Source organism: Vannielia sp. SX4 (genome assembly GCF_052828525.1).
Genome location: NZ_CM128247.1, coordinates 23,242 through 48,530, shown reverse-complemented (window position 1 = coordinate 48,530; position 25,289 = coordinate 23,242). Strand labels below are relative to the sequence as shown.

Annotated in this window: 25 protein-coding genes; 19 read left to right on the top strand and 6 right to left on the bottom strand. The window is 64.5% G+C overall.

Annotated elements, in window-relative coordinates:
- Nucleotides 1–26: 26 nt before the first annotated feature.
- Nucleotides 27–779: an SDR family NAD(P)-dependent oxidoreductase gene (locus ACUXVX_RS00295; protein ID WP_446309877.1), complete on the bottom strand. Its 753-nt coding sequence runs from the start codon at nt 777–779 to the stop codon at nt 27–29.
- 161 nt (nt 780–940) lie between these two features.
- Here ACUXVX_RS00295 and ACUXVX_RS00290 point away from each other — a divergent pair, with 161 nt between their 5' ends.
- The 4 genes from ACUXVX_RS00290 to nusG all read left to right on the top strand — a co-directional run bounded on the left by ACUXVX_RS00290 (nt 941) and on the right by nusG (nt 4,000).
- On the top strand, nt 941–1,813 hold the full coding sequence (locus ACUXVX_RS00290; protein ID WP_446309876.1) for an AraC family transcriptional regulator: 873 nt from the start codon (nt 941–943) through the stop codon (nt 1,811–1,813).
- A gap of 82 nt (nt 1,814–1,895) precedes the next feature.
- Complete coding sequence (locus ACUXVX_RS00285) at nt 1,896–2,945, top strand: YncE family protein (RefSeq protein ID WP_446309875.1); 1,050 nt, start codon at nt 1,896–1,898, stop codon at nt 2,943–2,945.
- Nucleotides 2,946–3,089: 144 nt separating this feature from the next.
- A complete protein-coding gene (secE, locus tag ACUXVX_RS00280) occupies nt 3,090–3,287 on the top strand; it encodes a preprotein translocase subunit SecE (RefSeq protein ID WP_222471603.1) in 198 nt (65 codons plus the stop codon).
- 179 nt (nt 3,288–3,466) lie between these two features.
- Nucleotides 3,467–4,000: a transcription termination/antitermination protein NusG gene (nusG, locus tag ACUXVX_RS00275; RefSeq protein ID WP_222471604.1), complete on the top strand. Its 534-nt coding sequence runs from the start codon at nt 3,467–3,469 to the stop codon at nt 3,998–4,000.
- Between the two features lie 75 nt (nt 4,001–4,075).
- Here the strand turns inward: nusG and ACUXVX_RS00270 are convergent, their stop codons facing one another.
- Complete coding sequence (locus ACUXVX_RS00270) at nt 4,076–4,780, bottom strand: SMI1/KNR4 family protein (RefSeq protein ID WP_446309874.1); 705 nt, start codon at nt 4,778–4,780, stop codon at nt 4,076–4,078.
- Nucleotides 4,781–4,844: 64 nt separating this feature from the next.
- On the bottom strand, nt 4,845–5,183 hold the full coding sequence (locus ACUXVX_RS00265; RefSeq protein ID WP_222471606.1) for a hypothetical protein: 339 nt from the start codon (nt 5,181–5,183) through the stop codon (nt 4,845–4,847).
- Nucleotides 5,184–5,508: 325 nt separating this feature from the next.
- Between ACUXVX_RS00265 and rplK the strand changes: the two genes are divergently transcribed.
- The 7 genes from rplK to ACUXVX_RS00230 all read left to right on the top strand — a co-directional run bounded on the left by rplK (nt 5,509) and on the right by ACUXVX_RS00230 (nt 10,068).
- On the top strand, nt 5,509–5,934 hold the full coding sequence (gene rplK, locus ACUXVX_RS00260; RefSeq protein ID WP_213546650.1) for a 50S ribosomal protein L11: 426 nt from the start codon (nt 5,509–5,511) through the stop codon (nt 5,932–5,934).
- Between the two features lies 1 nt (nt 5,935).
- Entirely contained in the window at nt 5,936–6,634 is a 699-nt protein-coding gene (rplA, locus tag ACUXVX_RS00255; RefSeq protein ID WP_222471607.1) for a 50S ribosomal protein L1, read from the top strand.
- A gap of 192 nt (nt 6,635–6,826) precedes the next feature.
- Nucleotides 6,827–7,558: a hypothetical protein gene (locus ACUXVX_RS00250; protein ID WP_446309873.1), complete on the top strand. Its 732-nt coding sequence runs from the start codon at nt 6,827–6,829 to the stop codon at nt 7,556–7,558.
- Nucleotides 7,559–7,996, top strand: coding sequence for a hypothetical protein (locus ACUXVX_RS00245; RefSeq protein WP_446309872.1), 438 nt, complete (start codon nt 7,559–7,561; stop codon nt 7,994–7,996). It abuts the gene before it with no gap.
- A gap of 85 nt (nt 7,997–8,081) precedes the next feature.
- Nucleotides 8,082–8,435 carry a hypothetical protein gene (locus tag ACUXVX_RS00240; protein WP_446309871.1) on the top strand — a complete coding sequence of 118 codons (354 nt, stop codon included), beginning with the start codon at nt 8,082–8,084 and terminating at the stop codon, nt 8,433–8,435.
- Between the two features lie 68 nt (nt 8,436–8,503).
- On the top strand, nt 8,504–9,472 hold the full coding sequence (locus ACUXVX_RS00235; RefSeq protein ID WP_446309870.1) for a DUF1775 domain-containing protein: 969 nt from the start codon (nt 8,504–8,506) through the stop codon (nt 9,470–9,472).
- The gene (locus ACUXVX_RS00230; RefSeq protein ID WP_446309869.1) at nt 9,472–10,068 is read left to right on the top strand and encodes an SCO family protein; all 597 of its coding nucleotides are present in this window, start codon (nt 9,472–9,474) and stop codon (nt 10,066–10,068) included. The genes ACUXVX_RS00235 and ACUXVX_RS00230 overlap by 1 nt, the downstream gene beginning before the upstream one ends.
- A gap of 53 nt (nt 10,069–10,121) precedes the next feature.
- On the opposite strand, the gene ACUXVX_RS00225 is transcribed toward ACUXVX_RS00230, so the two are convergent.
- Nucleotides 10,122–11,261 (bottom strand): Hint domain-containing protein, encoded by a 1,140-nt coding sequence (locus tag ACUXVX_RS00225; protein WP_446309868.1) that lies wholly within the window; start codon nt 11,259–11,261, stop codon nt 10,122–10,124.
- A gap of 464 nt (nt 11,262–11,725) precedes the next feature.
- Between ACUXVX_RS00225 and rplJ the strand changes: the two genes are divergently transcribed.
- The 4 genes from rplJ (at nt 11,726) to rpoC (ending at nt 21,366) form a co-directional block, all read left to right on the top strand.
- Nucleotides 11,726–12,238, top strand: a complete 513-nt coding sequence (rplJ, locus tag ACUXVX_RS00220; RefSeq protein WP_222471614.1) for a 50S ribosomal protein L10 — start codon at nt 11,726–11,728, stop codon at nt 12,236–12,238.
- Between the two features lie 73 nt (nt 12,239–12,311).
- Nucleotides 12,312–12,692 (top strand): 50S ribosomal protein L7/L12, encoded by a 381-nt coding sequence (gene rplL / locus ACUXVX_RS00215; protein WP_222471615.1) that lies wholly within the window; start codon nt 12,312–12,314, stop codon nt 12,690–12,692.
- 247 nt (nt 12,693–12,939) lie between these two features.
- Entirely contained in the window at nt 12,940–17,076 is a 4,137-nt protein-coding gene (gene rpoB, locus ACUXVX_RS00210; protein WP_446309867.1) for a DNA-directed RNA polymerase subunit beta, read from the top strand.
- Nucleotides 17,077–17,127: 51 nt separating this feature from the next.
- Nucleotides 17,128–21,366 (top strand): DNA-directed RNA polymerase subunit beta', encoded by a 4,239-nt coding sequence (gene rpoC / locus ACUXVX_RS00205; protein WP_222471618.1) that lies wholly within the window; start codon nt 17,128–17,130, stop codon nt 21,364–21,366.
- A 68-nt stretch (nt 21,367–21,434) separates the two neighbouring features.
- On the opposite strand, the gene ACUXVX_RS00200 is transcribed toward rpoC, so the two are convergent.
- The gene (locus ACUXVX_RS00200) at nt 21,435–21,716 is read right to left on the bottom strand and encodes a hypothetical protein (RefSeq protein WP_446309866.1); all 282 of its coding nucleotides are present in this window, start codon (nt 21,714–21,716) and stop codon (nt 21,435–21,437) included.
- 230 nt (nt 21,717–21,946) lie between these two features.
- Between ACUXVX_RS00200 and ACUXVX_RS00195 the strand changes: the two genes are divergently transcribed.
- Entirely contained in the window at nt 21,947–22,216 is a 270-nt protein-coding gene (locus tag ACUXVX_RS00195; RefSeq protein ID WP_446309865.1) for a DksA/TraR family C4-type zinc finger protein, read from the top strand.
- Nucleotides 22,217–22,271: 55 nt separating this feature from the next.
- A complete protein-coding gene (locus ACUXVX_RS00190) occupies nt 22,272–23,177 on the top strand; it encodes a DMT family transporter (RefSeq protein ID WP_446309864.1) in 906 nt (301 codons plus the stop codon).
- Here the strand turns inward: ACUXVX_RS00190 and ACUXVX_RS00185 are convergent.
- A complete protein-coding gene (locus ACUXVX_RS00185) occupies nt 23,110–23,943 on the bottom strand; it encodes a glycosyltransferase (RefSeq protein ID WP_446309863.1) in 834 nt (277 codons plus the stop codon). The two genes, ACUXVX_RS00190 and ACUXVX_RS00185, sit on opposite strands and share 68 nt — an antisense overlap.
- A gap of 480 nt (nt 23,944–24,423) precedes the next feature.
- On the opposite strand from ACUXVX_RS00185, the gene rpsL reads away from it, so the two are divergent.
- Nucleotides 24,424–24,795, top strand: coding sequence for a 30S ribosomal protein S12 (rpsL, locus tag ACUXVX_RS00180; RefSeq protein WP_213546064.1), 372 nt, complete (start codon nt 24,424–24,426; stop codon nt 24,793–24,795).
- A gap of 12 nt (nt 24,796–24,807) precedes the next feature.
- Nucleotides 24,808–25,278: a 30S ribosomal protein S7 gene (rpsG, locus tag ACUXVX_RS00175; protein WP_222471623.1), complete on the top strand. Its 471-nt coding sequence runs from the start codon at nt 24,808–24,810 to the stop codon at nt 25,276–25,278.
- The last annotated feature ends 11 nt before the right edge of the window (nt 25,279–25,289 follow it).

Genomic DNA, 25,289 nt, shown 5'->3' with positions numbered 1-25,289 from the left:
CGGGCGCCCATGGGTGCCGCCTGCGTTCAGAGCAGCGCGCCACCGGAGGCCTCGATCCGCTGGCCGGTGATCCAGTTGGTCTTTCCAGCGAGCAGGGCAGCCACCGCGCCGCCGATGTCACCCGGCAGACCGGCCCGGCCCATGGCCGAAATCTCCGCCATCCGCGCGTTCATCTCCGGGTCGTCGCGCACGATGCCGCCGCCGAAGTCGGTTTCGATCGCGCCGGGCGCCAGGGTGTTGACGGCGATGCCGCGCGGACCGAATTCGCGGGCCATGTAGTGGGTCATCACCTCCACTGCGCCCTTGGCGGTCGCATAGGCGGCAAAGCCCGGATAGCTGAACCGGGTGAGGCCGGAGGAGACGTTGAGCACCTGCCCGCCATCGGCGAGCAGCGGCAGCAGAGCCTGGGTCAGGAAGAACGGGCCTTTCACGTGGACCTGCATCATGGCGTCGAAGTCGGTCTCCGAGGTTTGCTCGAAGGTGGCATGGGCGCCGTAGCCTGCGTTGTTGACCAATGCGTTCAGGCTCTCCCCGCCCAGTTCGGCGAGGGTTTGCGGCAGGGCTTCAGCGAAGTCGCCAAAGCTGGCGGTGTCCTCGGTGTCGAGCCGGAGGGCGGCGGCCTGCACCCCCGCGGCGCGGGCCTCGGCCAGTGCCTCTTCGGCGGCCTTGGCATTGGAGTGGTAAGTGATGATGGGTGAGACCCCGGCGCGGGCGAGGTGGGTGGCGATGGCGCGGCCAAGGCCCCGGCTGCCGCCGGTGATGAGAGCGATGCGGGTCATGTGGGAACTCCTTGTTTGATCCGATAGGCGTTGATCTGGGCCGCGCCGTACCGGGTGGCCTGCCGCATTCGCCGTCGGACCTGCCTATTCCTCCGCAACCCGATCCCGGCCCCTTTTGACTTGGCCGCCCATCGGCACATCTTCGGGTCATGGAGATGCCGATGATCGACCGTGCCCTGATTGCCGAACTGCGTGACCATGCCGACCGCGAGAACGCAGGCCGGGAGCTGGCTGCCACCCCGGTGGAGGGACTGAGCGTGATGCGCCGGCGGGCGCCCACCCCAGTTGAGCCGGTGGTCTACGAGCCGGTGCTCTGTCTTGTGATGGAGGGGGTGAAGGAGGTCTGGCACGGCGAGCGGCCGCTGCGGTTTGCCGCAGGGCAAAGCTCTGTCATCAGCTTTCACCTGCCAACGCAGGCGCGGATTCTGGAAGCGCCCTACACCTCTCTGGGCCTGCGGATCGACCCGCCGCTGCTGCACGAGATCGCCGCAGAGATCGACGGTGCGGACGAGGGCGCTGTTGGGCCCGTGATCAGCACCGGCGAGGCGGATGAGGCGGTGCTCGGCGCGATGGCACGGCTGTTCCGGCTGAAGAACACACCGGCTGCCATTCCGCAGCTCGCCCCGCTGATCAAGCGGGAGCTGCATTACTGGCTGCTGAACTCCTGCCACGGCCCGGCGCTGCGCGAGCTGGCCCGGCCTGCCTCTCACGCCGCCCGCATTGCCCGCGCCACGGCGGAAATCCGGCGCACCTATGACGCGCAACTCAGGGTGCCCGAGCTGGCACGGGGCGCGGGAATGTCGGAGACCACTTTCCATGCGCAATTCAAGGCGCTGACCGGCACCACGCCGCTGCAGTTTCAGAAGAAGATGCGCCTGATGGAGGCGCGGCGGCTGATCGAGGCCGGGGGGCAGGGTGTGAGCCAGGCGGCCTTTGCGGTGGGCTACGAGAGCCCCACCCAGTTCAGCCGCGAGTTCAGCCGGATGTTCGGTTGCGCGCCCAGCCGGTTCAAGCCCGAGGCGGCAAGCGCCTGAGGGATTTCCGGCCTTGACCGGGCCGGGTGCGGCTGCCAGCCTCCGCCGCGTTGAAACAAGTCATTAGACCGGAGACATTGCCATGACGCGCGCCCTCCAGCGGATTGCCGCTGCCGTTGCCCTTTCTGCCAGCCTCGCCCTGCCCGCTGCGGCCAACCTGCCGTCCGGCGGGCTTGGCGGCTTCAGCCTCAGCCCCGATGGCGCCACCCTGCTGGCGGGCGGAGACAACCGTGTGATCTACGTGATCGACGCTGCCACCTTCGAGGTGAAGGACCGGATCTGGAGCCCGGCGATGCCTGTGTGGATGGATCACTCCGCAGATGGCAGCCTCGTCTACGTGCTCGACAGCGATGACATGCTGACCGCCTATGCCGCCGCCGACATGAGCAAGAAATGGGAAATCCAACGGGTGCGCGACATGGCCTTCCGGCCCGAGGCGCAGCGGATCGTGATTTGGAAGGGCAGCTCCGGCGGCAGCGAGATTGCCGTGATCGACGCGGCGACCGGTGCACAGACCAAGACGGTGAGCACGCCCGAGGGCTACCCGATCGACAGCGCGGGACTGAGCGACGATGGCACGATGCTCTACGCGATCACCCGGCAAGAAAAGACCGAAGACGAGACCAAGGAGCAGCCCTCCAACGACCTGAAGGGGCTCGACAAGGAGATCTTCCGCAAGAAGCACGATGCCTACGCCGCGAAGCTGCTGAAGATCGATCTTGAGGCCGGCACATTCGATGCCACCACGAGTTGGTACAGCGCCTCGAACTTCGATGACATCCGGGGCGTGGGCGATCAGGTGTTTTACCTCAAGCCGGGCAGCGACCCGATGGTGACGGATGCCGCGGGCGAGGTGACCATGCTCGACCTGCAACGCACCAATGCCGATTACGCCGAAATCAGCCCCGACGGCTCCGAGATCGTGGCGGGCGACGGCGGCAAGGTGAGCTTCATCCCGGTCGGCGGCGGCGCGCCCCTGACGCTGGGGGTGGACGACCTGCCCGGCTGGTTCGAGAAGACCCAAGGGTTCGAATACCTGCCTGACGGCAAGGTGATCGCCGTGACCGATGGCTGGCGGATCGTGGTGATCGACCGCGCGGCGGGCACGGCGACGGCCTACCCGGTGTATTGATCAGGGCCGTTCGGGGCCGGTGAGCGCGGTGGGCAGTTTGCCCACCCTACGAGCCGGTGATGCGCCAGGCGGCACCGCTGGCCTTGAAATCGCCACGCGAAGCCCGTAAGTGGCCCCGAACGAACACCCGAGGAAAGAGCACCCATGGCCCGCGCCAATCCGCTTCAGTTCATCCAGCAGGTCCGCACCGAGGTGGGCAAGGTCGTCTGGCCGACCCGCCGCGAGGTGGTGCTGACGACCGTCATGGTCTTCATCATGGCGATCCTCACGGGCGTGTTCTTCTTCCTCGTCGACTGGCTGATCCGCACCGGCCTGACCCAGATCCTCGGCCTGTTCGGCTGAGGCCGGCGGGCGGGTGCGCCATCAATGCGCACCCTACGGACTTGAAATCGGAAGGCGGGGAGAGTATCCCGCCAGCAATCCCCGAAAACATGGCGCGCCCGAATCGACGGCGCGCCCGTTTTTTATCGGGGAGTCGGATTGACGCGCCCCGAGCGGGGCCAGAGACAAGCAGGTTTGACATGGCAAAGCGGTGGTATTCGGTGGCGGTTCTCTCGAACTTCGAGAAGAAGGTGGCCGAGCAGATCCGGACGGATGCGGAGGCTGCCGGCCTCACCGAAGAGATCGAAGAGGTTCTGGTGCCGACCGAAGAGGTCATCGAGGTGCGCCGGGGCAAGAAGGTGACTGCCGAGCGGCGCTTCATGCCGGGTTACGTGCTGGTCCGGATGGACATGAGCGATGCGGGCTATCACCTGATCACCTCAATCAACCGGGTCACCGGCTTTCTGGGGCCGCAGGGCCGCCCGATGCCGATGCGCGATGCCGAGGTTCAGGCGATCCTTGGCCGCGTCGAAGAGGGCGAGGCCGCGCCGCGCAGCCTGATCACCTTCGAGGTCGGCGAGAACGTGAACGTGACCGACGGGCCCTTTGAGGGCTTCAGCGGCAACGTGGAGGAAGTCGATGACGAAGGCCAGCGCCTGAAGGTCACGGTGTCGATCTTTGGCCGTGCCACTCCGGTCGAACTGGAGTTCACGCAGGTCTCCAAGCAGGTGTGACGCGAAACATGGCGGTGGGCTGACTGCCCACCCTGCGGGGCCGTTCCGTTTGGGGCGGCCCTTTGCATTGAGGGCTTACACCGCCCGGTCTTGCAGGTAGAGGCCGGCGAAATAGACCCGCATGTTGGGCCACCAGAAGGCCTCCTCTTCCCATGTTGGCAGAGGGTCGTCGCTGAACTCGTCGATATAGGCATGACCCACTCGAGGGTCCGGGCCGGCGCGGTAATCGAGCAGCATGGCCTCGCTCTGGTGATAGCCGATGGCGATTAGGCGGGGATCGATGAGCGAGAGGTCCAGCTCCGGGCGGTCGGGGCTCATCAGATCGCGCAGGGGAGCGACCTCTTGCAGCGGCAGGCTTTCGCAGCGGCTAATGAGGGCAAGCGGCTCGGTATCGCGCGGGTGCGCCGGGTCGCCCCAGTGCAGAGTGTTGTTCCAGCCGCCGTTGAAGTGGCGGTAGATGGCGCGCCATGGCTGCGGGAGCGCCACGCCGAGGCGGGCTTCCTCCGCGGCGATCTCAGCCTCTGAGAGACGCCCTTCAGGATGTACGCCCACCGGGCGCAGCCGCACGCCCTGCTTCCTCAGTGCCGGGTCTGTCTCTTCTTCAAAGATCAGGTGCTCGCTGAGATGCCAAAGGAAGAAGGTTTCAGGCGTGACCTTCGAGATGGGCTGGCGCAGCCGCTTCCGGTCGCGACTGTCCATCTGGATCTGATCCTGTACAGGGATCAGCGCAAGTGTTTCGGTCAGCAGGCGGGCGTCTTCGGCAGAGAGATCTTTAGTCATGCGCGGAATGGGCCTGCTGCCGCGGGCAGGAGCAAGCCCTGATCTGCAGCGCTTGAGGGAAACCTCAGGCGCGGGCCGGATCGGCCCGCGAAATGGCTGCGAAGCCGCCGTAGCTGGTGCCACGCACGGTTTTGCGGATCACCCGTTCGGCGCGCACAGGGTCGGAAACGGAAAAGCTGATCCAGAGTGCGCCCGGCTCGTCGCTGCTGGGCATCTCCTGCGTGCCGGTGGAATGGCCGAGGTCCGCCATCTCCAGCGAGGCCTCGATCAGCACCATCGCCTCTTCGCAAAACTCGTGGGGCGTGGTGCGGCCGGGGGTGGCGTGGCGAATGTCATCCAGCCGGTAGCTGACGGCAAGCCATGTGCCCGCGGGCGGATGTGCCTCGGTCTCGGTGTGGATCATGTCCCCGGCTCCACTGAAGTGTTTGTTCCCTTATTAACCACAATACGACCGGGTCCGGCGGGTTCGGGGCCGATTTGTGGCTTTGTTGCGGCGCGTGGCGTGCCGTGGCGTCATACGAGGTTGAACTTTGTCGCTGCGGATCGCCTGCGTCACAGGGGTTTGACGCAGGGCGCGAAAGGCCCTATGCAGCGGCTTCCTTCGTCCCCCGTCATCCCGGCGGGGCCGAATCGCATGGGAGGGGCGGCGCTCGCGGGTGCCAATCCAGACCACGTCAACATGAAGGCGGCCCATCGCGTTGTGCCGCCGTTGAGCAAAGGAGGCCCTTATGGCCAAGAAGATTGCCGGCACCATGAAGCTTCAGGTGCCCGCCGGACAAGCAAACCCCTCTCCGCCGGTCGGCCCGGCGTTGGGTCAGCGCGGCATCAACATCATGGAATTCTGCAAGGCGTTCAACGCCAAGACGCAGGAGATGGAGCCGGGTGCGCCCTGCCCGACCGTGATCACCTACTACCAGGACAAATCCTTCTCGATGGATATCAAGACGCCCCCCGCGTCTTACTACCTGAAGAAGGCCGCCAAGGTGAAATCCGGGGCCAACACCCCGTCGCGCCAGACCGTGGGTTCCGTCACCGTCAAGCAGGTGCGCGAGATCGCCGAAGCCAAGATGAAGGATCTGAACGCGACCGATATCGAGGCCGCGATGAAGATCATCGTCGGTTCCGCGAACTCCATGGGCATCGAGGTGAAGTAAGATGGCAAAACTCGGAAAACGCACTCGCGCCGCCCGTGAGGCCTTTGAAGGCAAGCACGACCTCAGCGTGGAAGAGGCCGTCGCCCTCGTGAAGGGCAACGCCAGCGCCAAGTTCGACGAAACCGTCGAGATCGCAATGAACCTCGGCGTCGATCCGCGCCACGCCGACCAAATGGTCCGCGGCAAGGTTTCTCTGCCGAACGGCACCGGCAAAGAGGTCCGCGTGGCCGTCTTCGCCCGTGGCGAAAAGGCCGATGAGGCCAAGGCAGCCGGTGCCGACGTTGTGGGCGCCGAAGACCTGATGGAAACCGTTCAGGGCGGCAAGATCGACTTTGATCGCTGCATCGCCACCCCCGACATGATGCCGATCGTCGGCCGTCTGGGTAAGGTGCTTGGCCCGCGCAACCTGATGCCGAACCCCAAGGTCGGCACCGTCACGATGGACGTGAAGGAAGCCGTGGAAGCCGCCAAGGGCGGTGAGGTTCAGTTCAAGGCCGAGAAGGCTGGCGTGGTTCACGCCGGGATCGGCAAGGCCTCGTTCGACGAAGCCAAGCTGATCGAGAACGTTCGCGCTTTCGTGGACGCCGTCTCCAAAGCCAAGCCGACCGGCGCCAAGGGCACCTACATGAAGAAGATCGCGATCTCTTCGACCATGGGTCCGGGCGTGAGCATCGAAGTGGACAACGCGCTGGGCAACTGAGCCCGGACAGCGAATGATCTGAGAGGGGCGGGCCGATTGGCTCGCCCTTTTTCTTTTGTAGCGCCGTGGTATGCGTCGATCTAGAGGCGAAAGCCGCCCCGGTGCCGTGGCCGCTCTTGATTCCGCACCGCATCCCGCCGATCTTCGGATCACCGGCCAACGTGCGGCCGGTGTGCCGGAAAGAGGACCGCTATGGCTGACGCATCCTATGGCTGGGGGCTGGTGAGCAACCCCGAAGACCGCGACGCCTTCGAGAGCGCGATCCGGGGACTGCACGGAGAGCTTGCCAACCTCGGCGCACATGGCGCCATCGATGGCTCGACCCGGGCACTCTACGACCGTCAGGTTCGGGCGATGGCCGAGGAGTTGCGGCGCAAGGCCACGATGGGCGAGATCACGTGGCGGCAGGCGGCGACAGAGGCCAACACCGTGCGCAACACGGTCATGGACTCCCTGCGCGGCCGTTCCACCCCGCTCGGGCGGGCGCTGGCGGAGTCGCTGAAGAGCCAGGGCAAGACCCTCAACGAGATGATCGCCCGCAAGACCCTGCAGCTGTTCGGCCCCAATGCCAACTTCAACGCGCTATCGACGGCGCAGCAGAACCAGGTCTACGCCGCGATTGTGGAATCTGCGGGTAAGTCCAACCCGGCGATCACCGCGCGGATGCGCACTGTCTCGCGCGCCGGGCGCGGGCTGCTTGTGCTGTCGCTTGCGGTGTCGGTCTATGTGGTGGCCACTGCGGAGGACAAAGGCGAGGCTCTTGTGCATGAGGGCGCGGTCACTGGCGCCGGAATTGGCGGGGGCATCATCGGCGGTGCGGCGGCTGGGCTGGCCTGCGGGCCGGGCGCCCCGGTTTGCGTGGCGGTCGGGGCCTTCGTGGGCGGCGCACTGGCGGCCATCGGGGTCGATTACTTCTTCTTCTGAATGGAGCCGCTTGGCGACCTCCGGCTGGAGCCACTTCCCGGCGAGATGCCTCGTGCTTTGGCGCGGCGCGGCGCGGAGTGCTGGGAGGTGGCCGGGGTGATCGCTGAGGCCGCCTGGGCGATGGACGATGCAACACTGCTGCTCGCAAGCACCGACGATATCTCGCAGGAGGACGCGCTACATCTGTCGCTTCTGGAGCCCGGCGGCACGGTGGAGTCGGTCACTCTTGGCGCGGCCTACACGACCGGCAATTTCCGCGTGCTGGAGGCCTCTACCGACCAGCTGGTGTTCGAGTTTTTCGGCGGCCCCCCGTGGTGCCTGACGGTGCTGCCGGCGCCGGTCTGGCGCTGGCCCCTTAGCGACCCGCGCGGGGTTTCGCGCACGGGCGGCTGGAAGAGCCGCTTGCGGATCGGCGTCCTGCCGCGACCGGGGGCTTGAGCGGGGCCGCCTTCGCTCCTGGGCCTGCCGGGCTGCGGCAAAAGCGGCGCTTTTCTTTCGCAGCGCCCTGCGGCATTGATCCGTCATGACCCGCGCCTTTCGCCAGACCGTGATTGCCTGGGCCGCCGCATTGATGCTGGCGGTCTTCGGCGCGGTCTCTGCGCATCACATGGGCCCGCCCTCCGAAGAGGCCGTGGCCGCCGCCGAGCTGCGCGATCTGGGGATGACCGCAGACGACCTTTGCGGCGATCTGGATGCCGCGGGAGGCTACCACTGCCCATTCTGTAACAAGGTGCCGACCGCGCCCATGCTGGCCTCGCCCGACCGTGGCGAACGGATCGTGTGGGTGATTCCCGAGGCGCGCGGCGCCGATCTGCTGCGCGGGCCGCAGCACATTGCCTCTCACGTCACCACGCGCGGGCCGCCGCACCTCTCCTGAGCTTTCCGAACGACTGAAACACATGGCGCGAGGATGTCCCCCGCGCCCGGATTCTCATGGAGACTGACATGTTCAAACACATCACGCTGGCCGCGTTCGGCCTTGGCCTGCTTGCCGGTGCGGCGCAGGCACACGCAACCCTCGAGCAGAAGGAGGCCGCTGTAGGCGCGACCACGAAGATCACCCTGCGGGTGCCGCATGGCTGCGCTGGCGAAGCGACCCATACGTTGCGGATCGAGATCCCCGAGGGGGTTTACGCGGTAAAGCCGATGCCAAAGGCGGGCTGGGAGCTGAGCACCGAGATCGGGGCCTATGAATTGCCCTATGACAACCACGGCACGGAGATGACCGCAGGGGTGCGCGCGGTCATCTGGTCCGGCGGCAATCTCGAGGATGGCTGGTACGACGAGTTCACGCTTCGCGGCGCAGTCGGCAAGCAGTTTGCCGGTGGAGAGGTGCTCTACTTCCCTGCCGTCCAGACCTGCGCCAACGGCGTGGCCGACTGGACCGACACCACCGGCTCGCATGATGTGCCCAACCCCGCCCCGAAGCTGACGCTGGTGGCCGGGGATGGCGGCGAGTACGCCCATTCGGGCCACGGCATGGCGGAGAAAGTGACGCTCGGCGCGCTGGAGATCACCGCGCCGGCCGCCGCCGCGACCCTGCCCAACCAGCCGGTCGCCGGAGGCTTCCTGACCATCACCAACACCGGCAGCGAGGATGACGTGCTGGTGGGCGCGACTTCCGCCGCCGCAGGCCGGATGGAAGTGCACGAGATGGCCATGGAGGGCGACGTGATGAAAATGCGCGAGCTGGCCGAGGGGCTGCCGATCCGGGCCGGGGAGACGGTGGAGCTGAAGCCGGGTGGCTATCACATCATGTTCATGGAGCTGGCCGGGCCGATGGAGGCAGGTACAAGCGCCGACGTGGAGCTCGAGTTTCAGAACGCCGGAAAAGTGGTGGTGAGCTTCCCGATCAAGCCGCGTGGCGAGATTGGCGCGGGTGGGCATGACCACTCCGGCCACGGGCACAACTGATGACCGGGCGGACAATGACCGCCATCATCGCGGGAGGGCTGGCTGCGCTGGCCCTCCTTGCGGTGGCATGGTTCACGCTTCTGGCCCCCAAGCTGGATGAAGAAGCGGCGATCGATCTCGGGCATGGCGACTACGCGCTGCAGGGCACCGATGGGCAGCCCTTTACCGAAGACACGCTACGCGGTGCGCCCACGGCGGTGTTCTTCGGCTTTGCCCATTGCCCTGAGGTGTGCCCGACCACGCTGAGCGACATCGACCTGTGGCAGGCGGAACTGGCGGAGGCAGGCGAGGCCCCGCTGCGCACCTATTTCGTAACGGTGGACCCGGAGCGGGACACGGTGGAGATGATGGCCGACTACGTGGGCTGGGTGCCCGGCTTGGTCGGAGTCTCGGGCAGCCGCGAAGAGATCGACAAGGCGATCCGCGCCTTCCGGGTCTTTGCGGCGAAGGTGCCGCTGGAGGGCGGAGACTACACGATGGACCACTCGGCCTTCGTGCTGCTCTTCGACGACCGGGGCAACTTCTTCGAACCGATCCGCTACCAAGAGGAGTTGGAGAGCGCGATGGCCAAGATCCGGCGGGTCATGGCGATGTAACTCATGTGGCGGCGGGCGGAGTGAGTATGCCTCTCACCCGCCGCCCGGTTTTTTCAGGCCGTGGCGGCCATGCCGAGAGGCTGGAACTGGTCGGGGCTCTCAGCGAGGCGCCGCGCCCATTGCCCGGTTTTCCCGAAGGGCCGCGCGGGGGCAGGTTGCGCAGGCAGGATGGCCGAGAGCCGCAGTTTCTGGAGGGGGCTCAGCCCTTCGAGCGCGACGGGGCCGGGGTAGAAGCTTTCGACCGCGACGCCTTCGGCGAAAATGATCTCATGGCGATCCATCACCACGTTCAGGTAGGTCACGCGGCCTGATGCCGGGGCGCTGTGCGCACCGGAACTGCCGAGCAAGGCCTTGGCGGCCACAAGGCTTTGTTCTGCGCTCGTTTCGAGCAGGCGGTGCTGAGGCGAGCAGGCGAGGGGGCGCTCGGGTAAGCCGGGCGCGAGGCTGCCCGCCGGGATCAACACAGGCGCAGCGGTAGGACCGGCTTCGTCGAGTGAGATCGAACGGGTGAGGAGCATCCGCAGCGGGCGTGGGCCGTGGTCGAGCGTCAGGATCATCTCGCCGGGCCGCAGGCTTTCAATCGCGCGGGGGCCGGAGGCGGTGGCGATGCGGGTGCCGGGCAAGAAACAGGCCGGGGTCAGCGCATTGTAGGCGTCCTCGAACTCCAGCTTGCCGTTGTTGTTGCCCTGCGCCGGGTCGCCGTTCTGGCCGCTGCCGGGATAGACCAGCGTGGTGGGCGTGGTGGGCAGGCCGCCGTTGATGTCGAACAGCACCTTTTTGCTGCCGCCGGTGAGGATGATGTACTCATCTCCATCGGCGAGACCCTGATACATGTCGCCCTGAGCGTTCAGGTTGTTCATCCCCGGCACTACCTGCCAGCCACCATTGCCGGTTGCCGCGTCGCCGTCATTGTCCTTGCTGGGGTCGTAGGCCTCGATCCGCCAGCCCTGACCGTTGGAGAAACTGGTGGCGCTGCCGTTGACGTTTTGCACCCAGACAAGGCGATAGAGATCGGAGGAGGTGCCGAGGGCAGCGGTGCCGGGCAGGGACAGGGCGAAGTTTGCATCGCCCTGGTTCCCGGTCAACACAGGGTTGCCGGAGATCGCGGCGAGCATGTCGCCGGTGACGATGATCGGGTCGATATACCCGGTGGGTATGGCTTTGCGCCTTCGCTGCTCGCACGGGCGCAACAAGGGGGAGGGCGCCGGTGTGTGCGGAGGGTTAACGCGGCATTAAGGAAAATTTGTGGCGCGTTTTAAGGGCTCGCGCTTGTGTGATACGGCGCTTGATAGATGTCAGCCGCAAGCGGACGGCCACCGGACGCTGCCCGCGCGACGGACCACGAAGCTCCGCCCCGCACAGAAAATCGCGGCGTCGTGAGGCTCAAGCCCTTGCCCTCGCGGCGCGCGCCGACTAAACCGCCCCTGCAAGCCAGCGTGCGATTCGTCGTGCGCTGTTTTGCGTTTCGTCCAAGACGGTGGGTGGCGCTCATCCGAACGCCTTAATTTCCTGCCTGAGACGGGTCAGAACATGTTTTCCCGCGAGGCTTCTCTCGGGCGAACTTGGCTTCAGCCCCGTAATACGGACCTGAGTGTTGGCCTCGGCCAGCAAAAATGAGCCGGGCGGGGAATGAACCTGCCCAAATTGGAGTGAAACTGTGGATAGAGCCCAGAAAGAGAAAGTGGTCGAGGAACTCGGCCAGATTTTCGAAAGCTCTGGCGTCGTTGTGGTCTCCCACTACGAGGGTCTCACGGTTGCCGAGATGCAGGACCTGCGCGCGCAAATGCGTGAAGCTGGCGGGTCGGTCCGCGTCGCCAAGAACAGGCTCGCCAAGATCGCCCTGGAAGGGAAGCCTTGCGCCAGCATCGCCGATCTTCTGACGGGTATGACCGTTCTCACCTATTCCGAAGACCCCGTGGCTGCGGCCAAGGTCGTGGATAAGTTCGCCAAGGATAACTCGAAGCTCGAGATCCTCGGCGGTGCGATGGGTGAGACCGCTCTGGACGTCGCTGGTGTGAAAGCCGTCGCCGCCATGCCGTCCCGCGAGGAGCTCATTGCTTCCATCGTGGGCTGCATCGGTGCGCCTGCTTCCAACATCGCCGGCGCCATTGGCGCACCTGCTTCGAATATCGCGTCCATCCTTTCGACCATCGAAGAGAAGGCCGCGTAAGGCAACGAATGAGAGCCACGTAGGGGTTGATTACCTCGCGTTGGAACACATCTAGACAGACGGAAAGCGAAAAATGGCTGATCTGAAAAAACTTGCTGAAGAGATCGTGGGTCTGACCCTTCTCGAAGCCCAAGAACTGAAAACCATCCTCAAGGACGAGTACGGCATCGAGCCCGCCGCCGGCGGCGCTGTGATGATGGCTGGTCCGGCTGGCGACGCCGGTGGTGCCGCGGCTGAAGAGAAAACCGAGTTCGACGTGATCCTGAAGGCCGCTGGCGCCCAGAAGATCAACGTCATCAAAGAAGTCCGCGCCATCACCGGCCTGGGCCTCAAAGAAGCCAAGGAACTGGTCGAAGCCGGCGGCAAAGCCGTCAAAGAGGGCGTCGACAAGGCCGAAGCCGAAGACATCAAGGGCAAGCTCGAAGCTGCTGGCGCCGAGGTGGAGCTCAAGTGATCGGACGCCGCCCCGCGCGGGTGGCCCGATAGAGAATTGGCTGGATCCGGGCAAAATCCGGGTCCAGCCGAATGCGTCTCGGCAAGCCCCTTTGCGAAGGGTTTTTCCAAGGCGCGTTCGAATGGATCGGGCGCGTGCCGGTGGGACGGCACGCAGGTATGGATCCCGGACGCACCTTCATTCGTGAGCCGACCTCCCGGTGCCCCGGCGGGATGTGCGCGGCGACAGACGAAAGGTACACGACCAGATGGCGACGACTCTCCTCGGCCACAAACGTTTCCGCCGGTATTACGGCAAAATCCGCGAAGTTCTGGAGATGCCGAACCTGATTGAGGTTCAGAAATCTTCCTACGACCTGTTCCTGAAGTCCGGCGATCAGCCTGCGCCCACCGATGGCGAAGGGATCATGGGCGTCTTTCAGGGCGTTTTCCCGATCAAGGATTTCAACGAGACGGCGGTTCTCGAGTTCGTGAAATACGAGCTGGAGAAGCCCAAGTACGACGTTGAAGAATGCCAGCAGCGCGACATGACCTACAGCGCCCCGCTGAAGGTGACCCTGCGCCTGATCGTGTTCGATGTCGATGAGGACACCGGCGCCAAGTCGGTCAAGGACATCAAGGAGCAGGACGTGTTCATGGGCGACATGCCCCTGATGACGCCCAACGGCACTTTTGTGGTGAACGGCACCGAGCGCGTGATCGTCTCCCAGATGCACCGCTCCCCCGGCGTGTTCTTCGACCACGACAAGGGCAAGACCCACGCCTCGGGCAAGCTGCTCTTTGCCTGCCGGATCATTCCCTACCGTGGCTCTTGGCTGGACTTCGAGTTCGACGCCAAGGACATTGTCTTCGCCCGGATCGACCGTCGCCGCAAACTGCCGGTGACCACCCTGCTCTACGCCCTCGGGCTGGATCAGGAGGCGATCATGGACGCCTACTACGAGACGGTCAGCTACAAGCTGAAGAAGAACAAGGGCTGGGTGACCAAGTTCTTCCCCGAGCGCGTTCGTGGCACGCGCCCGGCCTATGACCTCGTCGACGCCAAGACCGGTGAAGTCATTGCCGAGGCCGGCAAGAAGGTGACCCCCCGCGCGGTGAAGAAGATCATCGACGATGGTGAGATCACCGATCTGCTAGTGCCCTTCGACCGCATCGTGGGCAAGTTCGTTGCCAAGGACATCATCAACGAAGAAACCGGCGCCATCTACGTGGAAGCCGGCGATGAGCTGACCTGGGAAACCGACAAGGATGGTGAAGTCACCGGCGGCACCCTGAAGGAGCTGATCGACGCGGGCATCACCGACATTCCGGTGCTCGACATCGACGGCATCAACGTGGGTGCCTACATCCGCAACACCATGGCCGCCGACAAGAACATGAACCGCGACACCGCGCTCATGGATATCTACCGCGTCATGCGCCCCGGCGAGCCGCCCACCGTTGAAGCCGCCAGCACCCTGTTCGACAGCCTGTTCTTCGACTCCGAACGCTACGACCTCAGCGCTGTGGGCCGGGTGAAGATGAACATGCGTCTCGACCTCGACGCCGAGGACACCCAGCGCACGCTGCGCCGCGAGGATATCGTGGCCTGCATCAAGGCGCTGGTCGAGCTGCGCGACGGCAAGGGCGAGGTCGACGACATCGACCACCTCGGCAACCGCCGCGTCCGTTCGGTCGGCGAGCTGATGGAAAACCAGTATCGCGTGGGTCTGCTCCGCATGGAGCGGGCGATCAAGGAGCGCATGAGCTCCGTCGAGATCGACACGGTCATGCCGCAGGATCTGATCAACGCCAAGCCCGCCGCCGCCGCAGTGCGAGAGTTCTTCGGTTCCTCGCAGCTGTCGCAGTTCATGGACCAGACCAACCCGCTCTCGGAAGTCTCCCACAAGCGTCGCCTTTCGGCGCTTGGCCCGGGCGGCCTGACCCGCGAGCGTGCCGGCTTCGAGGTGCGCGACGTTCACCCGACCCACTATGGCCGGATGTGCCCGATTGAAACGCCGGAAGGCCCGAACATCGGCCTGATCAACAACCTTGCCAGCTTTGCGCGGGTCAACAAGTATGGCTTCATCGAAACTCCCTATCGCCGCGTCGAAAACGGCCAGGTGACCGATGAAGTGCACTACATGTCGGCCACCGAAGAGATGCGCCACACGGTGGCGCAGGCCAACGCTTCGCTGGACGAGAACGGCAAGTTCACCAACGAGATGGTCAACACCCGCCAGTCGGGTGAATACACCCTCGCGCCCAACGAGAACGTGGACCTGATCGACGTGTCGCCGAAACAGCTGGTTTCGGTCGCCGCCTCGCTCATCCCCTTCCTCGAGAACGACGATGCCAACCGCGCACTGATGGGCTCGAACATGCAGAAGCAGGCCGTGCCGCTGCTGCAGGCCGAGGCGCCGCTTGTCGGCACCGGCATCGAGCGCAAGGTGGCCATCGACTCCGGCGCCGCCATTCAGGCGTTCCGCGGCGGGATCATCGACCAGGTCGATGCCCAGCGGATCGTTGTGCGCGCGACCGAAGATCTCGAGCCGGGCGATCCGGGCGTCGATATCTACCGTCTGCGCAAGTTCCAGCGGTCGAACCAGAACACCTGTATCAACCAGCGTCCGCTGGTGAAGGTGGGCGACACCGTGGTGAAGGGCGAAGTCATCGCCGATGGCCCCTCCACCGACATGGGTGAACTGGCGCTCGGCAAGAACGTCGTCGTCGCCTTCATGCCGTGGAATGGCTACAACTACGAGGACTCCATCCTCATCTCCGAGCGCATCGCCAAGGATGACGTGTTCACCTCAGTCCACATCGAAGAGTTCGAAGTGGCCGCCCGTGACACCAAGCTTGGGCCGGAAGAGATCACCCGCGACATTCCCAACGTCGGCGAGGAGGCCCTGCGCAACCTCGACGAGGCCGGGATCGTCTACATCGGTGCCGAAGTGGGCCCCGGTGACATCCTCGTGGGCAAAATCACTCCGAAGGGCGAGAGCCCGATGACCCCGGAAGAGAAGCTGCTCCGCGCCATCTTCGGCGAAAAGGCCAGCGACGTGCGTGACACTTCGCTTCGCTTGCCGCCGGGTGACTTCGGCACGGTCGTGGAAGTCCGCGTCTTCAACCGCCACGGCGTGGAGAAGGACGAGCGCGCGCTTCAGATCGAGCGTGAAGAAGTCGAGCGCCTCGCACGTGACCGGGACGACGAGCTCGCGATCCTCGACCGCAACATCTACGCCCGCCTGAAGGACATGATCCTGGGCAAGGTGGCCGTGAAAGGCCCGAAAGGCGTGAAGGCCAATGCGACCATCGACGAGGAGCTTCTGGAAGCTCTGAGCAAGGGTCAGTGGTGGCAGCTTGCGCTGGGTGACGAGGCCGAGGCCCAGATGGTCGAGGCGCTGCACGAGCAGTACGAAGCGCAGAAGCGCGTGCTCGATGCCCGCTTCGAGGACAAGGTCGAGAAGGTTCGCCGCGGCGACGATCTGCCCCCGGGCGTGATGAAGATGGTCAAGGTCTTCATCGCAGTGAAGCGCAAGCTTCAGCCGGGCGACAAGATGGCCGGTCGCCACGGGAACAAGGGTGTTATTTCGCGGGTCGTGCCCGTGGAAGACATGCCCTTCCTCGGTGACGGTACGCCGGTCGACTTCGTGCTCAACCCGCTGGGCGTGCCCTCGCGGATGAACGTGGGTCAGATCCTTGAAACCCACATGGGCTGGGCCTCTCGCGGCCTCGGTATCCAGGTGGACGAGGCTCTGGGTGAATACCGCCGCTCCGGCGACATGACCCCTGTGCGTGACGCCATGAAGATCGCCTATGGCGAAGAGGCATACGAGGAGCACATCCAGTCGCTCGACGAGGGCCTGATCCTCGAAGCGGCGGGCAATGTGACCCGCGGTGTGCCGATCGCCACCCCGGTCTTCGATGGTGCCAAGGAAGTGGACGTGAACGATGCGCTCAAGCGCGCGGGCTTCAACGAAAGCGGCCAGTCGGTTCTGTTCGACGGGCGCACCGGCGAGCAGTTTGCCCGCTCGGTCACCGTGGGCATCAAGTACCTGCTGAAGCTGCACCACCTTGTCGATGACAAGATCCACGCACGCTCCACCGGCCCGTACAGCCTCGTCACCCAGCAGCCGCTCGGTGGTAAGGCCCAGTTCGGCGGTCAGCGCTTCGGTGAGATGGAAGTCTGGGCCCTCGAGGCCTACGGCGCCGCCTACACCCTGCAGGAGATGCTGACCGTGAAGTCGGACGACGTGGCCGGCCGGACCAAGGTCTATGAGTCGATCGTCAAGGGCGAGGACAACTTCGAGGCGGGCATTCCCGAGAGCTTCAACGTGCTCGTCAAGGAAGTCCGCGGCCTCGGCCTGAACATGGAACTCCTGGATGCGGAGGGAGAGGAGTGACGGGTTCGCCCGTGACCCTCGCCCCAACCGCACAGCTTTGAGGAAATCAAGATGAACCAGGAACTGACGAACAACCCGTTCAACCCGCTCACCCCGCCGAAGGTGTTTGACGAGATCAAGGTCTCGCTGGCCTCGCCCGAGCGGATTCTCTCTTGGTCTTTCGGTGAGATCAAGAAACCCGAAACGATCAACTACCGGACCTTCAAGCCCGAGCGTGACGGCCTGTTCTGCGCCCGTATCTTTGGGCCGATCAAGGACTACGAGTGCCTTTGCGGCAAGTACAAGCGGATGAAGTATCGCGGCGTCGTCTGCGAGAAATGCGGTGTGGAAGTCACGCTGCAAAAGGTCCGCCGTGAGCGCATGGGCCACATCGAGCTGGCCGCCCCGGTCGCGCACATCTGGTTCCTGAAGTCGCTCCCCTCCCGGATCGGCCTCATGCTGGACATGACCCTGCGTGATCTCGAGCGGATTCTCTACTTCGAGAACTACGTGGTTATCGAGCCGGGCCTCACCGATCTCACCTACGGTCAGCTGATGACCGAAGAGGAGTACATGGATGCCCAAGACGCCTACGGCATGGATGCCTTCTCGGCAAACATCGGCGCCGAGGCGATCCGCGAGATGCTCAGCCAGATCGACCTCGAAGGCGAGGCCGAACAGCTGCGCGCCGACCTCAAGGAGGCCACCGGCGAGCTGAAGCCCAAGAAGATCATCAAGCGTCTGAAGATCGTCGAGAGCTTCCTCGAGTCCGGCAATCGTCCCGAGTGGATGGTGCTCACCGTGATCCCGGTCATTCCGCCCGAGTTGCGCCCGCTGGTGCCGCTGGACGGTGGCCGCTTTGCGACCTCCGACCTGAATGACCTGTATCGCCGGGTCATCAACCGGAACAACCGTCTGAAGCGCCTGATCGAGCTGCGCGCGCCCGACATCATCATCCGCAACGAAAAGCGGATGCTGCAGGAGTCGGTCGACGCTCTGTTCGACAACGGTCGCCGTGGCCGCACCATCACCGGTGCCAACAAGCGTCCGCTGAAGTCGCTCTCCGACATGCTCAAGGGCAAGCAGGGCCGCTTCCGCCAGAACCTTCTGGGTAAGCGGGTCGACTTCTCGGGTCGTTCGGTCATTGTGACCGGCCCCGAGCTGAAGCTGCACCAGTGCGGCCTGCCCAAGAAGATGGCGCTCGAGCTGTTCAAGCCCTTCATCTACTCGCGTCTGGAGGCCAAGGGCCTTTCGAGCACCGTGAAGCAGGCGAAGAAGCTGGTCGAGAAAGAGCGCCCCGAGGTGTGGGATATCCTCGACGAGGTGATCCGCGAGCACCCGGTGCTTCTCAACCGCGCGCCCACGCTCCACCGCCTCGGCATTCAGGCCTTCGAGCCGATGCTGATCGAAGGCAAGGCGATCCAGCTGCACCCGCTCGTCTGTTCGGCGTTCAACGCTGACTTCGACGGTGACCAGATGGCCGTTCACGTGCCGCTTTCGCTGGAAGCCCAGCTGGAAGCCCGCGTGCTGATGATGTCGACCAACAACGTGCTGTCGCCCGCAAACGGCGCGCCGATCATCGTTCCCTCGCAGGACATGATCCTTGGCCTCTATTACATCTCGATGGAGCGCGAAGGCATGAAGGGCGAAGGCATGGTCTTCGGCTCGGTCGAAGAGGTGGAGCACGCGCTGAACGCCGGCGAAGTGCACCTGCACTCCAAGATCAAGGCCCGCGTCAAGCAGATCGACGACGAAGGCCAAGAGGTCTACCAGCGGTTCGACACCACGCCGGGCCGTGTGCGCCTCGGTGCGCTGCTGCCGCTCAATGCCAAGGCACCCTTCGAGCTGGTCAACCGCCTGTTGCGGAAAAAAGAAGTGCAGCAGGTCATCGACACCGTCTACCGCTACTGCGGCCAGAAGGAGTCGGTCATCTTCTGTGACCAGATCATGAGCATGGGCTTCAAGGAGGCCTTCCGCGCCGGTATCTCGTTCGGCAAGGACGACATGGTGATCCCCGACAACAAGTGGACCATCGTGGACGACACCCGCGAGCAGGTGAAGGACTTCGAGCAGCAGTACATGGACGGCCTGATCACTCAGGGCGAGAAGTACAACAAGGTGGTCGATGCCTGGTCGAAGTGTAACGACCGCGTCACCGACGCCATGATGGAAACCATCTCGGCTGCGAAGAAAGACGAGAACGGCGCCGAAGCGGAGCCGAACTCGGTGTACATGATGGCCCACTCCGGCGCCCGGGGCTCGGTCACGCAGATGAAGCAGCTCGGCGGGATGCGCGGCCTGATGGCCAAGCCCTCGGGCGAGATCATCGAGACGCCGATCATCTCGAACTTCAAAGAAGGCCTGACCGTGCTGGAGTACTTCAACTCCACCCACGGTGCCCGTAAGGGTCTGTCGGACACCGCTCTTAAGACGGCGAACTCAGGTTATCTGACCCGCCGTCTGGTGGACGTGGCACAGGACTGTATCATCCGTCAGCACGACTGCGGCACCGAGCGGGCGATCACCGCTGCCGCCGCCGTCAACGACGGCGAGGTGGTGAGCTCGCTGGCCGAGCGTATCCTGGGCCGTGTCGCGGCCGAGGATATCGTGAACCCGTCGACCGAAGAGGTGATCGTTGCCCGCAACGAGCTGATCGACGAGCGCAAGGCCGATATGGTCGAGCAGGCCAATGTCGCCACCGTGCGCATGCGGTCGCCGCTGACCTGTGAGGCCGAAGAGGGCGTTTGCGCCATGTGTTACGGGCGTGACCTTGCCCGCGGCACGATGGTCAACACCGGCGAGGCTGTCGGCATCATCGCCGCCCAGTCGATCGGTGAGCCCGGCACCCAGCTGACCATGCGGACCTTCCACATCGGCGGCGTGGCCCAGGGTGGCCAGCAGTCGTTCCAGGAAGCTTCGCAGGAAGGCACCATCGAGCTGCGCAACGCCAACCTCCTCGAGAACGAGGCGGGCGAGCAGATCGTGATGGGCCGGAACATGCAGGTTGCCATCATCGACGAGAACGGCACCGAGCGCGCCAGCCACAAGGTGACCTACGGCACCAAGGTCTTCGTGACCGAGGGGCAGAAGGTGGCCCGCGGCGACAAGCTCTTCGAGTGGGACCCGTACACCCTGCCGATCATCGCCGAGAAGGCCGGTACCGCCAAGTTTGTCGACCTCACGACCGGCATCGCCGTGCGTGACGAGACCGACGATGCCACCGGCATGACCCAGAAGATCGTGATCGACTGGCGCACCGCGCCCAAGGGCAACGAGCTGAAGCCCGAGATCCTGATCGTCGGCGAGGATGGCGAGCCGGTCCGCAATGATGCGGGCAACCCGGTGACCTACCCGATGTCGGTTGATGCCATTCTGTCGGTCGAAGACCAGCAGGAGGTGAAGGCCGGTGACGTTGTGGCGCGTATCCCGCGGGAAGGCGCGAAGACGAAGGACATCACCGGTGGTCTGCCGCGTGTGGCCGAACTCTTCGAAGCTCGCCGTCCCAAGGACCACGCGATCATCGCCGAAGCCGACGGCTACGTGAAGTTCGGGCGCGACTACAAGAACAAGCGCCGGATCTCCATCGTACCGGGTGACGAGAGCCAGGAGCCGATCGAGTACATGGTGCCCAAGGGCAAGCACATCCCGGTGCAGGAAGGCGACTTCGTGCAGAAGGGTGACTACATCATGGACGGCAACCCGGCGCCGCATGACATCCTGTCCATCATGGGTGTCGAGGCTCTGGCCGAGTACATGATCGACGAGGTGCAGGACGTTTATCGCCTTCAGGGTGTGAAGATTAACGACAAGCACATCGAGGTCATCGTCCGGCAGATGCTCCAGAAGTGGGAGATCCTCGACTCGGGCGACACGACGCTGCTGAAAGGCGAGCACGTGGACAAGGCCGAGTTTGACGCGGCCAACGAGAAGGCGCTGAAGAAGGGGGGCCGCGAGGCCCAGGGCGAGCCGATCCTGCTCGGGATCACTAAGGCCTCGCTCCAGACCCGCAGCTTCGTCTCCGCGGCTTCGTTCCAGGAGACGACCCGCGTGCTCACCGAGGCTTCGGTGCAGGGCAAGCGCGACAAGCTCGTGGGCCTGAAGGAAAACATCATCGTGGGCCGCCTCATTCCGGCGGGCACCGGTGGTGCGACCCAGAAGGTGCGCCGCATTGCCACCGAGCGCGACCAGAAGGTGATCGACGCGCGTCAGGCCGAGGCGGAAGCCGCGGCAGCGCTGGCGGCCCCGATGGACGATGACATCGTGGGTGGCGACGAGTTCGACACGCTGGTGGATACGCCCGAGAGCCGGTAAGGCCCGGTTATCGCACTACAAATCAAGAGGGGCCCCGCAGCGATGCGGGGCCCTTTCTCGTTCAGCGGTCAAAACCCGAAGAGACCGAAGAGCGCGGCGTAACCGGTAAAGATCGCCGCATTGGCCGCAGTCGCCGTGCCCATGAGCATCACCCCGGCCCGCCGCCTGCGCCCGTGGTGGACGAGCCCTGTCAGGAGTGAAAGCAAAGCCGCAGCTGCGAGCGAGCAGGCCAGCGCAGAGCGAACGCTCGCCTCATGCCGGGCAATGTCAGGGTCGGGCGGGGCGAGGTTGTAGAACATCAGTGTCGCTCCCAAGGCCACCGCAAGCGCCACATACCAATGCGTCGGCATTCGGTTGAGCTGCCACAATGCGAGCCGCTTTCGGTCTGGGTCGTTAAAGAAACGGTACGTATAGTACATTTTGCAAGTCCTCAGATCATGGACTCACACCATCTTCCCACGGCCTGATGGTGCCGCGCCAACCCGCCGCTGGGAAGTGGAAATAGGGTCGGGGCTGTGGAAACCCGGCGATCTGGGCTAAGATGGTGATCTGGCAGCGGAGCGCGAAAGGAGGCGGGAGAATGGCCGGTGGATGGGCAAAGGACGGAGCGGTGAGCGAACAGATCGAGGCTTCGATCAGCGATGAACTGCAACGGATGAAAGCCAAGCGCGCGCCGCAGGGCGAGAGCCTGACCCATTGCGCCGAGTGCGAAGAAGAGATCCCCGAAAAGCGCCGTCTGGCTATTCCGGGCGTCAAGCTGTGCATCGACTGCCAGCAGGAGCGGGACGGACGGTTCGAGGCCCGGGCCGGCATCAACCGCCGCGGCTCCAAGGACAGCCAACTTAAGTAGGCCGCCCCTCGCGCAAACGCTTGCGCTTGTCACATAATCCGCCTACCGCTGCGGCATGGCCGACCTAGCAGAAAACCTCCGTGGCGCGGTGCTGATGACCGCCTCGATGGCGGCCTTCACCATCAACGACACCTTCATAAAATCCCTCGCCGAAGACCTGCCATTGATGCAGACGGTCTTCTTGCGCGGCTTGGCAGCCACGCCGCTTCTGGCCCTGATGGCATGGTGGCGCGAGGCCTTGCGTTTCCGGATGGCACGTCGTGACGCGGGGCTCCTCGCTCTTCGCAGCCTGACAGAGATCCTTGCAGCGCTGTTTTTCCTGACCGCGCTCTACAACATGCCGCTCGCCAACGCGACGGCGATCCTTCAGGCCGCGCCGCTAATGGTCACACTGGCCGGGGCGCTGTTCTTTGGCGAGGCAATCGGGATTTGGCGCATGTCAGCCATTCTCGTGGGCTTCGCCGGGGTGCTGCTGATCGTCCAGCCAGGAGGCGATGGCTTCACCAGCTATTCGATCTGGGCGCTGGCGGCGGTGGTTGCCGTCGTGGCGCGCGATGTGCTGACCCGCAAGATGAGCGGTGCGCTCCCTTCGCTGACCGTGGCGACCGTCACCGCCTTCTCTGTCGGAGCGGCGGCCGGGCTCGTAGCCCTCTTCGAGCCGTGGGTGCCGGTCAGCGGCCCCTCGGCGCTGGCGCTTGGCGGATCGGTGGTTTCGATCCTCTTCGCCTACCTCTTCTCGGTAACGGCCGTGCGGGTGGGCGACATGGGGTTCGTCGCGCCCTTCCGCTACACCGGCCTCGTCTGGGCGCTGATCCTAGGCTTCCTCGCCTTCGGCGACTTCCCCGGCCCGCTGACCCTGCTGGGCAGCGCGGTGGTGATCGGCGCGGGGCTCTTTACCTACCTGCGCGAGCGGAGGCTTTCGATTCGGCGTCGTGAAATTTCGCAAGCGCCTCCTCGGTGATCCCGAAGTTCTTTGACAGCGCCCGCGCCACCTCACCCTCGATCGGCACCATCTCCTCGAAGTCCTTCTTCTTGAAAGGCGTACCGTTGGTCGAGTTGAGCCCACGCACGAACATGTCTTCGCCGGTATAGGTGAGGGTGGTCATCTGTCGCCAGATCGTATCGTGCCGGAAGTGCACGACCGTCTTGTCGATGTGCGGGCGGATGTAAACGCCGAGCGCCGGGGTCCAGTATTGCCGCTGCTGGGCGCAGGCGCGGATACCCTCCTCATCAATGCAGACGGTGTAGCCCTGATTGAAATCCACCGCGAACTTATGCTCGCGCTTCATGATCTCGTGGCCATCGTCGAAGGCCTCGCGGAAGCGCTCGACAAAGCGGTAGCTCACCCCGTCATCGTCATCGAGCCGGAACTGGCCGCACACACCGCCCTGCGGATCGATATGCTCCTGCATCGCCTTCAGGCAGGCTTCCCTGTGATTCATCGGCTCGTATTGCACCAGCCGGGCTTGCGGCAGGGTGGCCAGCATATCCTTCAGGCGCTCGTCAAACGCCTTGGGGAGCTGGTTGCCGGTGAGCACGACGAACTTGAAGTCTTCATCGGTTTGCAGCCGAAGGCCTGGCAGGGTGAAGGTCTCGAAGTAGCGAAACCGCTCCTCCAGCCGTTCCGCGCCATACAAGAAGTCGATCCGGTCCTGAATGGTCGCATGCTCGCGCCGGAAGCCGCCGAAACAGGGGTAGGAGAAGCGACAAAGTCCTAGAATTTGCACGGTGTTACCTGTCCTTCGCTCTGGCGCACTGCCCGGGCGGCAGGGTAGGGGGAGGGGCGCGGCAGGGCAAGGGCGCAGGCCGCCACGTCGGCCCCGGGTGCAGCTTGGCTGACGCCGCCCCGATGCCAGTGCCACGGCCCCCCTGGCCAGCTTGTGTGGCGCGAAGCCGGTCAAACCTTGCCGGCCTGCTCCGCAAGGGCCCGCAGGTGTTGACAGGCCACCCGACTCCCCCTATACGCCGCGCTCACGGGACACGTGCGGGCAAACCCCTGCGCGGAATTCCGTATCAAAATCGAAGTGGCCACGATCCAGGCGGCAGCGCCTCGATCCTCTGAGATTCCACCGCGTCGTTCCCGGCAGAGGGAACGGGAGCGGTATTTGCGTTTGGCATTCCGCCACTCGCGCAAGACCTGAACCGGCGCCGGGCGGTGCACAGCCCGCGCCAGAGATGAACGAACGAGCGAGACGGGGAACACCGGAATGCCCACGATCCAACAGCTGATCCGCAAGCCGCGGCAGCCGAAAGTCAAACGATCCAAGTCGATGCACCTTGAAGGGTGCCCGCAGAAGCGTGGTGTATGCACCCGCGTCTACACCACCACGCCGAAGAAGCCGAACTCGGCCATGCGGAAGGTTGCCAAGGTGCGCCTGACCAACGGCTACGAGGTCATCAGCTACATTCCCGGTGAAAGCCACAACCTTCAGGAGCACTCCGTGGTTCTGATCCGTGGCGGCCGTGTGAAAGACCTTCCCGGCGTTCGTTACCACATCCTGCGCGGGGTGCTCGACACCCAGGGCGTCAAAGACCGCAAGCAGCGCCGCTCGAAGTACGGCGCCAAGCGTCCGAAGTAAGAGGAACTCGAAATGTCCCGTCGTCACGCCGCCGAGAAGCGCGAAGTCCTGCCTGACGCCAAATTTGGCGACAAGGTCCTGACGAAATTCATGAACAACCTGATGATCGACGGCAAGAAGTCGGTCGCCGAGCGCATCGTCTACAACGCGCTCGACCGGGTTGAGACCAAGCTGAAGCGGTCGCCCATCGAGGTGTTCGAAGAGGCCCTCGACAACATCAAGCCGTCGGTTGAGGTTCGTTCCCGCCGGGTTGGTGGCGCCACCTACCAGGTGCCCGTCGAAGTGCGCCCCGAGCGTCGCGAAGCGCTGGCCATCCGCTGGCTCATCATCGCCGCCCGGAACCGCAACGAGAACACCATGGAAGAGCGTCTGGCCGGTGAGCTGATCGACGCTGTCCAATCTCGTGGCACCGCCGTGAAGAAGCGCGAAGACACCCACAAGATGGCCGACGCCAACAAGGCGTTCAGCCACTACCGCTGGTAACCCAAGCACAC

Bases quoted from the DNA above. Each gene is read 5' to 3' on its own strand.
- ACUXVX_RS00295 (WP_446309877.1), bottom strand. From the start codon at position 779: ATGACCCGCATCGCTCTCATCACCGGCGGCAGCCGGGGCCTTGGCCGC.
- ACUXVX_RS00290 (WP_446309876.1), top strand. From the start codon at position 941: ATGATCGACCGTGCCCTGATTGCCGAACTGCGTGACCATGCCGACCGC.
- ACUXVX_RS00285 (WP_446309875.1), top strand. From the start codon at position 1,896: ATGACGCGCGCCCTCCAGCGGATTGCCGCTGCCGTTGCCCTTTCTGCC.
- secE (WP_222471603.1), top strand. From the start codon at position 3,090: ATGGCCCGCGCCAATCCGCTTCAGTTCATCCAGCAGGTCCGCACCGAG.
- nusG (WP_222471604.1), top strand. From the start codon at position 3,467: ATGGCAAAGCGGTGGTATTCGGTGGCGGTTCTCTCGAACTTCGAGAAG.
- ACUXVX_RS00270 (WP_446309874.1), bottom strand. From the start codon at position 4,780: ATGACTAAAGATCTCTCTGCCGAAGACGCCCGCCTGCTGACCGAAACA.
- ACUXVX_RS00265 (WP_222471606.1), bottom strand. From the start codon at position 5,183: ATGATCCACACCGAGACCGAGGCACATCCGCCCGCGGGCACATGGCTT.
- rplK (WP_213546650.1), top strand. From the start codon at position 5,509: ATGGCCAAGAAGATTGCCGGCACCATGAAGCTTCAGGTGCCCGCCGGA.
- rplA (WP_222471607.1), top strand. From the start codon at position 5,936: ATGGCAAAACTCGGAAAACGCACTCGCGCCGCCCGTGAGGCCTTTGAA.
- ACUXVX_RS00250 (WP_446309873.1), top strand. From the start codon at position 6,827: ATGGCTGACGCATCCTATGGCTGGGGGCTGGTGAGCAACCCCGAAGAC.
- ACUXVX_RS00245 (WP_446309872.1), top strand. From the start codon at position 7,559: ATGGAGCCGCTTGGCGACCTCCGGCTGGAGCCACTTCCCGGCGAGATG.
- ACUXVX_RS00240 (WP_446309871.1), top strand. From the start codon at position 8,082: ATGACCCGCGCCTTTCGCCAGACCGTGATTGCCTGGGCCGCCGCATTG.
- ACUXVX_RS00235 (WP_446309870.1), top strand. From the start codon at position 8,504: ATGTTCAAACACATCACGCTGGCCGCGTTCGGCCTTGGCCTGCTTGCC.
- ACUXVX_RS00230 (WP_446309869.1), top strand. From the start codon at position 9,472: ATGACCGGGCGGACAATGACCGCCATCATCGCGGGAGGGCTGGCTGCG.
- rplL (WP_222471615.1), top strand. From the start codon at position 12,312: ATGGCTGATCTGAAAAAACTTGCTGAAGAGATCGTGGGTCTGACCCTT.
- rpoB (WP_446309867.1), top strand. From the start codon at position 12,940: ATGGCGACGACTCTCCTCGGCCACAAACGTTTCCGCCGGTATTACGGC.
- rpoC (WP_222471618.1), top strand. From the start codon at position 17,128: ATGAACCAGGAACTGACGAACAACCCGTTCAACCCGCTCACCCCGCCG.
- ACUXVX_RS00200 (WP_446309866.1), bottom strand. From the start codon at position 21,716: ATGCCGACGCATTGGTATGTGGCGCTTGCGGTGGCCTTGGGAGCGACA.
- ACUXVX_RS00195 (WP_446309865.1), top strand. From the start codon at position 21,947: ATGGCCGGTGGATGGGCAAAGGACGGAGCGGTGAGCGAACAGATCGAG.
- ACUXVX_RS00190 (WP_446309864.1), top strand. From the start codon at position 22,272: ATGGCCGACCTAGCAGAAAACCTCCGTGGCGCGGTGCTGATGACCGCC.
- rpsL (WP_213546064.1), top strand. From the start codon at position 24,424: ATGCCCACGATCCAACAGCTGATCCGCAAGCCGCGGCAGCCGAAAGTC.
- rpsG (WP_222471623.1), top strand. From the start codon at position 24,808: ATGTCCCGTCGTCACGCCGCCGAGAAGCGCGAAGTCCTGCCTGACGCC.